At 65.4% G+C, this 11,067-nt stretch carries 1 protein-coding gene; it reads left to right on the forward strand.

Going from position 1 to position 11,067, the window contains the following annotated elements; all coding sequences use genetic code 11:
- A partial coding sequence (locus DBR24_RS02320; protein WP_128613779.1) for a non-ribosomal peptide synthetase occupies positions 1–11,067 on the forward strand: 11,067 nt, incomplete at both ends.

Here is an 11,067-nt window from a genome sequence, read left to right on the forward strand (position 1 = left end):
TTCGTGTGCTGTTCAACCAGCCGACGCTGGCCGCACTCGCCGCTGCGGTCGGTGGCGAGCCGGACGCGGAAGTGCCGGCCAACCGCATCGCAGCGGATTGCACGCACATCACCCCGGATCTGCTGCCGCTGGTGACGCTCGACCAGCCAACCCTTGACCGTATTGTCGCCAGCATCCCCGGCGGTGCGGCCAACGTGCAGGATATCTACCCACTGGCGCCGTTGCAGACCGGCATCCTGTTCCATCATTTGTCTGCCGCTCAGGGCGATCCGTATGTGTTGCAGGCGCAGTTCGCGTTTGCCGATGAACAACGTCTGAACAGCTTTACCCAAGCCTTGCAGCAGGTGATCCAGCGTCATGACATTCTGCGCACCTCGCTGTTCTGGGACGGCCTGCCAGACCCGGTGCAAGTGGTCTGGCGGCAGGCATCGCTGGTCTGTGAAAACGTCGCGCTGGAAGCGGCGGACGTTGATGCTCTGGCGCAGTTGCGCTGCCACTTTGACGCCGGGCATTACCGCATGGCCGTCGATCAGGCACCGCTGATGCGCGTGGTCCACACCTGGGACGCGGCCAATCAACGTGTCGTTGCGTTGCTGCTGTTCCATCACCTGGTGATGGATCACGTGGCGCTGGAGGTGCTGCAACAGGAAATGCAGGCCTTCCTCGTTGGCCAGCCGCAACGCCTGCCCGAGCCGGTGCCGTACCGCAATTACGTGGCGCACACTCTGGCCGGGCTGAGCGATGAGCAGCACGAAGGCTTCTTCCGCGAGATGCTCGGCGACGTCGACGAACCGACCCTGCCATACGGCCAGAACCCGGCCCTGGAAGAACAGGCGCAGAAGGCTCAGCTGACTCTCGATGCCACGCTGAACCACGAGATCCGCCGTCAGGCCCGGCGCCTCGGTGTCAGTGCTGCGAGTCTGATGCACCTGGCCTGGGCGCAGGTGCTGGGGCAATTGTCGGGGCGCGACGACGTGGTGTTCGGCACGGTGTTGCTCGGGCGCTTGCAGGGCGGCGAGGGGGCGGAACGGGCACTCGGGGTGTTCATCAACACCTTGCCGCTGCGCCTTGATTTGCGCGCGCACAGCGTCAAGGGCGCGGCGCTGGCCACGCACCAACGCCTGAGCCAGTTGCTGCAGCACGAACACGCGCAACTGGCGCGCATCCAGCATTGCAGCGCGATGGCGCCGACCACGCCGCTGTTCAGTACACTGTTCAATTACCGTCACGGCGCCTCGTCGGGCGCGCCTTCTGCCGAAGCCACAGCGGCGTGGCACGGCATGCAATTGCTCGAGGCCGAAGAGCACAGCAACTATCGCCTGACCCTCAGCGTCGATGACTTCGGTGAAGGTTTCAGCCTGACCGCACTGGCCGGTGCCGGCCTCGATGCACGGCGCATTTGCAGCTATTTGCAGTGCGCCTTGCACGCCTTGCTGGAGGCGCTGGAACACGCGCCGCATCAGGGTTTTGAGCACGTGTCGATTTTGCCGGCCGATGAACGCGCACAGCTATTGATCGACTTCAACGCCACCCGCGCCGATTATCCGCAAGGGCTGACGATCGCTCAGCGCTTCGAACAGCAAGTGGCCGAGCGCCCGGACGCGCCGGCAGCGGTGTTTGCCGAGGCCCCCCTGAGTTATGCCGGGTTGAATCGACAGGCCAACGCACTGGCGCATCATCTGATTGCGTCGGGGGTGAAGCCCGACGACCGCGTGGCCATCGTCGCCCGTCGTGGCCTCGATACGCTGGTCGGACTGGTGGCGATTCTCAAGGCTGGCGCCGGTTATGTGCCAATCGATCCGGCGCATCCGGCCGAGCGCTTGAACTACCTGTTGACGGACAGTGCGCCAGTCGCCGTGCTTACCCAAAGTACGTTGCGCGAACGTCTGCCAGCATTGGCAGTGCCGGTGATCGACCTTGACCGGCACCTGTGGCCAAGCGACCACAGCGACAATCCTGTTCTGCCGGGCCTGACCCCGCAGCATCTGGCGTATGTGATCTACACTTCCGGCTCCACCGGCCTGCCCAAAGGCGTGATGGTCGAACACCACACGCTGAGCAATCTGGTCGATTGGCATTGCGAGGCATTCGAGTTGTGCGCCGGCGGCCAAACGTCAAGCCTGGCCGGGTTCGGCTTCGACGCGATGGCCTGGGAGGTCTGGCCGGCGTTGTGCGTTGGTGCGACCCTGCACCTGGCGCCCACCCATGACGGCAATGAAGACATCGACGCCTTGCTCCACTGGTGGCGCGCACAGCCATTGGACGTCAGCTTCCTGCCGACCCCGGTGGCCGAATACGCCTTCAGCCAGAATCTGCCGCATCCGACCCTGAAAACCCTGTTGATTGGTGGTGATCGTCTGCGCCGGTTCAACGCCAACCAGCCGTTCCGGGTGATCAACAACTACGGCCCGACCGAGGCCACGGTGGTGGCGACCTCCGGAACGGTCGAAGCCGGGCAGGCGTTGCATATCGGCAAACCGGTGAGCAACGCCACGGTGTATCTGCTCGATGAACAGCAACGACCCGTGCCGCTGGGAGTGATGGGCGAGTTGTACGTCGGTGGTGCCGGCGTGGCCCGGGGTTACCTGAATCGTCCTGAACTGACGGCGGAACGCTTCCTGCACGACCCGTTCAGCACGGCGCCGAATGCACGCATGTACCGCAGCGGCGACCTGGCGCGCTGGCGCGAGGACGGCACCCTGGAATACCTCGGGCGCAACGATGATCAGGTCAAGATCCGCGGCGTACGCATTGAACCGGGCGAAATCGAAACCTGCCTCAACCAGCTCGACGCAATCAGGGACGCGGTGTTGCTGGTCCGTGAGGATGAGCCCGGCCAGCCACGGCTGGTGGCGTATTACACCGAAGAGGGCGAGTCGCTGAGCGTTGGCCAGTTGCGCGCACACCTGCTGGCGCAACTGCCGGAGTACATGGTGCCTGCCGCTTTTGTCAGGCTCGATGCATGGCCGTTGACCGCCAACGGCAAGGTCGACCGCAAGGCCTTGCCGGCACCGGATCTGGCCGCGCTGTTGACCCGCGAGTACGCCGCGCCGCAAGGCGAGCCGGAAACCACCCTGGCGCAGATCTGGGCCGAAGTGCTGCAGGTGGAGCGGGTCGGACGCCATGATCATTTCTTCGAACTCGGCGGTCACTCGCTGCTGGCGATGCGCATGGTCGCTCAGGTGCGCCAGCAACTGGGCCTGGAACTGGCCCTGGCCGACCTGTTCGCCAACCCTGAACTGGCGGCCGTTGCCCGGTGCCTGTGCGCAGCGGACGTCAGCAGCTGGACGCAAATCCTGCCGGTCACGCGTGACGGCACCTTGTCCTTCGCCCAACAGCGCCTGTGGTTCCTGGCGCAGATGGCGGGTGGTAACTCGGCGTACAACATTCCGATTGGCCTGCATTTGCGCGGGCGGCTCGACGGTGACGCCCTGCAACGTTCGCTGGCGCAGATCGTGGCGCGTCACGAAACCTTGCGCAGCCGTTTCCTGAGCATTGACGATGCCGCGCAGGTCGCTATCGCCCCGGTCGGCAGCGGCATGGTGTTGCAGGTCGAAGACCTGCGCCGGCACCCGCAGGCCGAAGCGACCTTGCAAACGTTGACAGCACAGGAAGCTGCGACAGCGTTCGATCTGCAGAACGATCCGCCGATTCGCGGACGTCTGGTACGAATGGCCGACGAGCATCACGTGCTGTTGCTGACCGTGCATCACATCGTCGCCGACGGCTGGTCGATGGGCGTGCTGACCCGCGAACTGATGGCGCTGTATCAGGCGTTCAGCCACGGACAGCCCGATCCATTGCCGCCGCTGGCGTTGCAATACGGCGACTACGCGGTCTGGCAACGGCGCTGGCTCAGTGGCGAGGTGTTGCAGCGCCAGAGCGATTACTGGCAGCAGACCCTCGACGGCGCGCCGGCCCTGTTGACCTTGCCCACCGACCGGCCGCGTCCGGCGCAGCAGGATTACGCCGGGCGTCGCGTCGAAGTGCTGCTGGATGCGCGCCTGAGTGCCGGGCTCAAGGCCTTGAGTCAGCGGCATGGCGTTACTTTGTTCATGACCGTGCTCAGTGCCTGGTCGTTGTTGATGAGTCGGTTGTCCGGGCAGGCCGACGTGGTGATCGGCGCACCAGTGGCCAACCGCACCCGTGCCGAAATCGAAGGCTTGATCGGCATGTTCGTCAACACCCTGGCCTTGCGCATCGACACCTCCGACGCACCGAGCGTCGAAGCGCTGCTGGCGCGGGTCAAAGCGGTGACGCTGGCTGCGCAGGCCCATCAGGATCTGCCGTTCGAGCAGGTGGTGGAAATCGTCAGGCCGGTGCGCAGTCTGGCCCACAGTCCGTTGTTCCAGACCACCTTGAGCTGGGACAGCAGCGTCGGGCCGGATCTGGCGCTGGGCGAACTGACCCTGCAAGCGCTGGCCAGCGCCGGCGATGTTGCCAAGTTCGACCTGACCTTGACCCTGGGCGAAGTCGGCGAGGGGATTCGCGGTTCGCTCGAATACGCCACGGCGTTGTTCGATGAAGCGACGATCCTGCGTTATGTCGGCTACTTCCAGCGGCTATTGACGGCCATGGTCGGCGATGATCACGCGGTACTGGAGCAGGTGCCGTTGCTGGCGGCGGACGAGCGTCAGCGCTTGCTGCACGACTTCAACGCCACCGCCCGTGACTACCCGCAGGCGCTGACCGTGCACGGGGTGTTCCAGCAACAGGCGGCGGCGCATCCCAAAGCGGTGGCGGCGGTGCATGGTGCGCAGTCGCTGAGCTACTTCGAGCTGAACGCGCGGGCCAATCGTCTGGCCCATCACTTGATCGGCCACGGCGTGCAACCGGGGGATCGCGTGGCGATCCTGCTGCCGCGATCGCTGGAATTGCTGGTCGCGCAACTGGCGATTGCCAAGTGTGCGGCAGCTTACGTGCCGCTGGATATCCATGCACCGAGCGAACGTCAGGCATTCATGGTCGAGGACTGTCAGGCCGTGGCGTTGCTGACCCTCAGCAGCGAAGCGATCGACTTTAGCGTGGCGCGCATCGACCTGGATCGCCTGACGCTCAGCGACCAGCCGACGCACAACCCGAATCGGCTACAGTCCTCGGAATCGCTGGCGTACGTCATGTACACCTCGGGCTCCACGGGCACCCCGAAAGGTGTGATGGTGCCGCACCGTGGCATCGGCCGCCTGGTGCTGAACAACGGCTATGCCGATTTCAATGCGCAGGACCGCGTGGTGTTCGCCTCGAACCCGGCGTTCGATGCCAGCACCATGGACATCTGGGGGCCGCTGCTCAACGGCGGGCGCGTGGTGGTCATCGACCATCAGACCCTGCTCGACCCGCACGCCTTTGGCCGGGAACTGAGCGCCAGCGGGGCGACGATCCTGTTCGTCACCACGGCGCTGTTCAACCAGTACGTGCAACTGATTCCGCAGGCGCTCAAAGACCTGCGCATTCTGTTGTGCGGGGGTGAGCGCGGCGATCCGGCGGCGTTCCGCACGTTGCTGGCCGAGGCGCCGGCGCTGCGCCTCGTGCATTGCTACGGCCCGACTGAAACCACCACCTACGCGACGACCTTCGAAGTGCAGCAGGTGGCGGAAAACGCCGAGAGCGTGCCGATTGGCGGGCCGATTGCCAACACGCAGGTCTACGTGCTCGATGCCCATCAGCAACTGGTGCCCCAGGGCGTGACCGGCGAGTTGTACATCGGCGGGCAGGGCGTGGCGCTGGGGTATCTCAACCGTGCGGATCTGACCGCCGAGAAATTCCTCCGTGATCCGTTCAGCGACCAACCCGGCGCGCTGCTGTATCGCACTGGCGACCTCGTGCGGTGGCTGGCGCCGGGGCAACTGGAGTGCATCGGGCGTAACGATGATCAAGTGAAAATTCGCGGCTTCCGCATCGAACTCGGGGAAATCGAAAATCGCTTGCTCAACTGCGCCGGGATCAAGGAAGCGGTGGTGCTGGCGCGCCGCGACGGCCAGGAAAACGCACGTTTGGTGGCGTACTACACCGTCCACGATCAATCCGTAGACAGTGCCGACCTGCACGCGCAATTGCAGGCACGGCTGCCGGAATACATGGTGCCGAGCGCCTGGGTGCAACTTGAGGCCCTGCCGCTGAACAACAACGGCAAGATCGACCGCAAGGCCCTGCCGGCACCGACGCAGGCGGCACTGCTCAGCCGGGTCTATGTGGCCCCGGCGACGCCTTTGGAACAGCGCCTGGCCCAGGTCTGGGCCGAGGTGTTGCAGGTTGCCCAGGTCGGGCGTCACGACAACTTCTTTGAACTGGGCGGGCACTCGCTGCTGGCGATGCGCATGCTGTCGCAGGTGCGCCAGCAACTGGGCGTGGAGCTGACATTGGCCGAGCTGTTTGCCAATTCGGAGCTGGCGGCCGTGGCCGAGGTGCTCAGCCGCGCCGGGTACAGCACGTTGCCGGACATTCTGCCGGCGCCGCGTGATCAAGCGTTGCCGCTATCGTTTGCCCAACAGCGTCTGTGGTTCCTGGCACAAATGGGCGGTGGCCACTCGGCGTACAACATCCCGGTCGGCCTGCGCCTGCGCGGGCGCCTCGATGAAGTGGCCCTGCAACGGGCACTGGCGCGGATCGTCGCACGCCATGAAACCCTGCGCAGCCGCTTCATCCAGCGCGACGACGAGGCGCAGGTGCTGATCCGCGAGGAGCAGAGCGGTTTGCTGCTGCAGGTCGAAGACTTGCGTGAGCACCCGCAGGCCGATGACGCCTTGCGTCGCTTGAGCGAGGCCGAAGCGTCGGCGCCGTTCAATCTGCAACATGATTCGCTGATCCGTGGCCGTCTGGTGCGGCTGGCCGACGATCACCACGTGCTGTTGCTGACGCTGCATCACATCATCTCCGACGGCTGGTCGATGGGCGTGCTGACCCGCGAATTGGCGGCGCTGTATCAGGCGTTCAGCCACGGCGAAGCCGATCCGCTGCCGCCACTGCTGCTGCAATACACCGATTACGCGGTGTGGCAGCGGCGCTGGCTGAGTGGCGAGGTGCTGCAACGCCAGAGCGATTACTGGCAACAGACCCTGGCCGGTGCGCCGGCCTTGCTGACCTTGCCCACCGACCGGCCGCGTCCGGCGCAACAGGACCATAGCGGCGGCAGCGTCGAGGTGGTGTTGGGCGAGCCGGTCAGTGCCGGGCTCACGGCGCTATGCCAGCGTCGCGCAGTGACGCCGTACATGGTGATCATGAGCGCCTGGGCGATGACCCTCAGTCGCCTGTCCGGCCAGGCCGATGTGGTCATCGGTTCGCCGGTGGCCAACCGCACCCGCGCCGAGATCGAAGGCTTGATCGGCATGTTCGTCAACACCCTGGCCTTGCGCATCGACACCTCCGGCGAGCCGAGTGGCGAAGCCTTGCTGGCGCGGGTCAAGGCGCAAACCCTGCAGGCGCAGGCGCATCAGGACCTGCCGTTCGAGCAGGTGGTGGACATTTGCAAACCGCTGCGCAGCCTGTCCCATAGCGCGCTGTTCCAGACCCTGTTGAGCTGGGACAACAACGATGGGCCGAGTGTGAAACTGGGTGACCTGACTCTCGAAGGCGTGGCCGGGGCAGGGCGCTTCGTCAAGTTCGACCTGTCGCTGACCCTGGGCGCGCACGCAGACGGGATTCGCGGTGCGCTGAACTACGCCACGGCGTTGTTCGACGAGTCGACGATCCGCCGCTTTGTCGGTTATTTCCAGCAACTGCTGACGGCGCTGGTCAGCGATGATCAGACGGTGCTGGCGCAGGTGCCGTTGCTCGACGCGCAGGAACGTCAGCGCTTGTTGATCGACTACAACGCGACCGAGGCCGATTGCCCGCTGGAGCAACCGCTGCACCGTTTGTTCGAGGAACAGGCACGGCTCAAACCGCAGGCGCTGGCGGTGCAGTCCGACGCTGGCAGTCTGACGTACCGCGAGCTTGATCAGCGCGCCAATCAGCTGGCTCATCACCTGCGTGCGCAAGGCGTGCAGCCGGAGGCGCGAGTGGCGATCTGCGTCGAGCGCGGGCTGGATCTGGTGGTTGGCCTGCTCGGGATTCTGAAAGCGGGCGGGGCGTATGTGCCGCTGGACCCGGGTTATCCCGCGGAACGACTGGCCTACATGCTCAAGGACAGCGCGCCGGTGGCGGTGCTGGTGCAGGCGGCGACGCGTTCGTTGTTCGCCGAGTCGGCGGCCGGGCTGATCCAGCTTGATCGCAGTACCTGGCAGCAGCTGCCGGATCATGCTCCGCAGGTGCCGGGCCTGAGTGCTGCGAACCTTGCGTACATGATCTACACCTCGGGTTCCACGGGGCTGCCGAAGGGCGTGATGATCGAACACCGCAGCGCCTGCAACATGGTGCATTGGGGCTCGCAGATCAGTTCGCCAACCGCGCACGGCGCGCTGTTGCAGAAGGCGCCGTTCAGCTTCGACAGCTCCGTGTGGGAAATCTTCTGGCCGCTGTGTACCGGGTTGCGCCTGGTGCTTGCACGGCCCGACGGCAACCGTGATTCGGCGTATGTGGTGCGGGCCATTCGCGAGCACAACGTGACGGTGGTGAAGTTCGTGCCGGCGCTGCTGCAGGACTTTATCGAGCAGGACGATGTCAGCCAGTGCACCAGCCTCACCGATGTGCTGAATGGTGGCGGCGAGCTCAGTGCTGCGTTGGTTCGGCAAGTGCGCCAGCGCCTGCCGTGGGTGCGTTTGCACAACGTCTATGGTCCGACTGAAACCACCGTCGACAGCACCGGCTGGACGCTGGAACCGGGCATGTCGCTGCCGGACAGCGTGGTGCCGATCGGCAAGGCGCTGAGCAACACTCGCCTGTACGTCCTCGATGACCATGATCAACCGGTGCCGCAAGGCGTCAGCGGTCAGTTGCACATCGGCGGCGTGGGGGTGGCGCGGGGTTATTACGGCTTGCCGCAGATGCAGGCCGAGCGCTTTATCGACAGTCCGTTTGTGCCGGGGGACCGGCTGTATCGCACTGGCGATCTGGCGCGCTATTGCCATGACGGCAACCTCGAATTCCTCGGCCGCAACGACTTCCAGATCAAGCTGCGCGGGTTACGTCTGGAACCCGGCGAGATCGAAGCGCGGCTGATTGAGCATCCGGCGCTCCGCGACGCGGTGGTGATGGTGCGCGACGAACGTCTGGTGGCCTGGTACACCGTGCGTGCCGGGATCGAGACGCCAGGTCTGGAAGCCTTGCGCGCGCATGTGCTGGAACGCTTGCCGGAATACATGGTGCCCGGCGCCTTCGTGCTGCTCGATGCGTTGCCGCTGACACCGAACGACAAGGTCGACCGCAAGGCTCTGCCGGAACCGGGTGTGGACGCGTTGATCAGCCGCCCTTACGTGGCGCCGCAAGGTGAAACCGAAACCACCATGGCGCGGGTCTGGGCCGAGGTGCTGGGTGTCGAACAGGTCGGTCGTCACGACAACTTCTTTGAGCTGGGCGGGCATTCGTTGCTCGCGGTGCGGTTGGTCAATCAGCTGCAACGGGCCGGTCTGCAAGTGTCGCTGGCCGAGCTGTTCCAGCACCCGAGTGTCGAATCCGCCGCTGCGTTGCTGGGGCAGGGCGAGAGCGCCGGGGAACCGGACGGACTGGTCGTGGTGCGCGCCGGGGATCACGGTACGCCGCTGTTCCTGCTGCATGAGTTCAGTGGCCGCGACGTGTATTTCCCGACGCTGGCGCAGCACATTGGCGGGACGTTCCCGATTTACGGCCTGCCCGGCGTGCCGCTTGGACAGCCGCAGTTGCGCACCCTCGAGTGCATGGCTCGGCGCATGGCCGGGATCATCCGTTCGGTGCAGGCGCAGGGGCCGTATCGGCTGGCGGGCTGGTCGTTCGGTGGCGTGCTGGCCCATGAGGTCGCCCAGCAGTTGCTCGGTCAGGATCAGGTGGTGGACTTCATCGGCCTGCTCGACAGCTACGCGCCCAACTCGCTGGCGCAGGACAAGGCGCTGTGGAGTGGCGAGGGGCTGGACAAGCGCCAGTTGCTTGGCCATTGCCGTGGCCGTTCGCTGATGCTCGGTGCCGACGGCGCCAGCGCACTGGCGGCGGTGCAGGCGCTGGAAGACGCCGCCGGTGCACTGGATTTCGATCAGTTGTTCCAGCGTTGCCTGGCACAGCACTTGACCGATCCGGAGCTGGCCACGGTCAGCGCTGCGGATGCCCGGCATTACTTTGATCGCGAAGCGGCGCATCGCCTGGCACTGGCGCATTACCGGGTCAGCCCGGCGAGCCAGACGATCCATCTGTTCCGCGCTCAGGAGCTGATGGACGGGCAGTCTCTGCCCAGCCCGACGCGGGGTTGGGAAGCGCGGTTCGCCAGCCATTGGCTGCACTGCATCGACATCCCCGGCGATCACCGCACCATGATGAAGGCGCCGCATATCCAGGCGTTGGGGCAGGCCATCACGCAGGCGCTGGACGCCGTGCAACCCCCTGAGCCTGCGCAGTACCAGCCGCTCCTGACGATCCAGACCGGACAGTTGGGACATGCGCCGATTTTCTGTGTGCCGGGGGCCGGTGACAGCGTCACGGGGTTTATTCACCTGACCGAAGCCATTGGCCCGGAATGGCCGATCATCGGCCTGCAACCGCGGGGGCTGGACGGCATCGGCGTGCCGCACAGTCAGGTCGAGGCGGCTGCGGCGTTCTATCTGCAAGCCATCGAGCAGCTATACCCGCAAGGCCCGGTGCACCTGATCGGCCATTCGTTCGGCGGTTGGGTCGCGCATGCCATGGCTGCGCAGTTGCAAGCGCAGGGACGTGAAGTGGCGTCGCTGACGTTGATCGACAGCGAGGCGCCGGGCGGCAACGGCACGGCAGGCAAGCCGTATACCGGCACGGCGGCGCTGCAGCGCTTGATCGACACGCTGCAACTGTCCAGCGGCAAGTCGCTGGGCATCGATCCGCAGGCCTTCGTCGACGCCGATGACGCCACGCAACTGCGCCTGCTGCATGCCGGCATGGTCCGCGCCGGCGTGTTGTCGGAGCGCGCGGCGCCGGATGCGATGCACGGCCCGGTGCGCACCTTCGCCACGGCGCTGCGCACGGTCTATCAAC

Source organism: Pseudomonas sp. HMWF006 (assembly GCF_003061205.1).
GTDB lineage: Bacteria > Pseudomonadota > Gammaproteobacteria > Pseudomonadales > Pseudomonadaceae > Aquipseudomonas > Aquipseudomonas monsensis.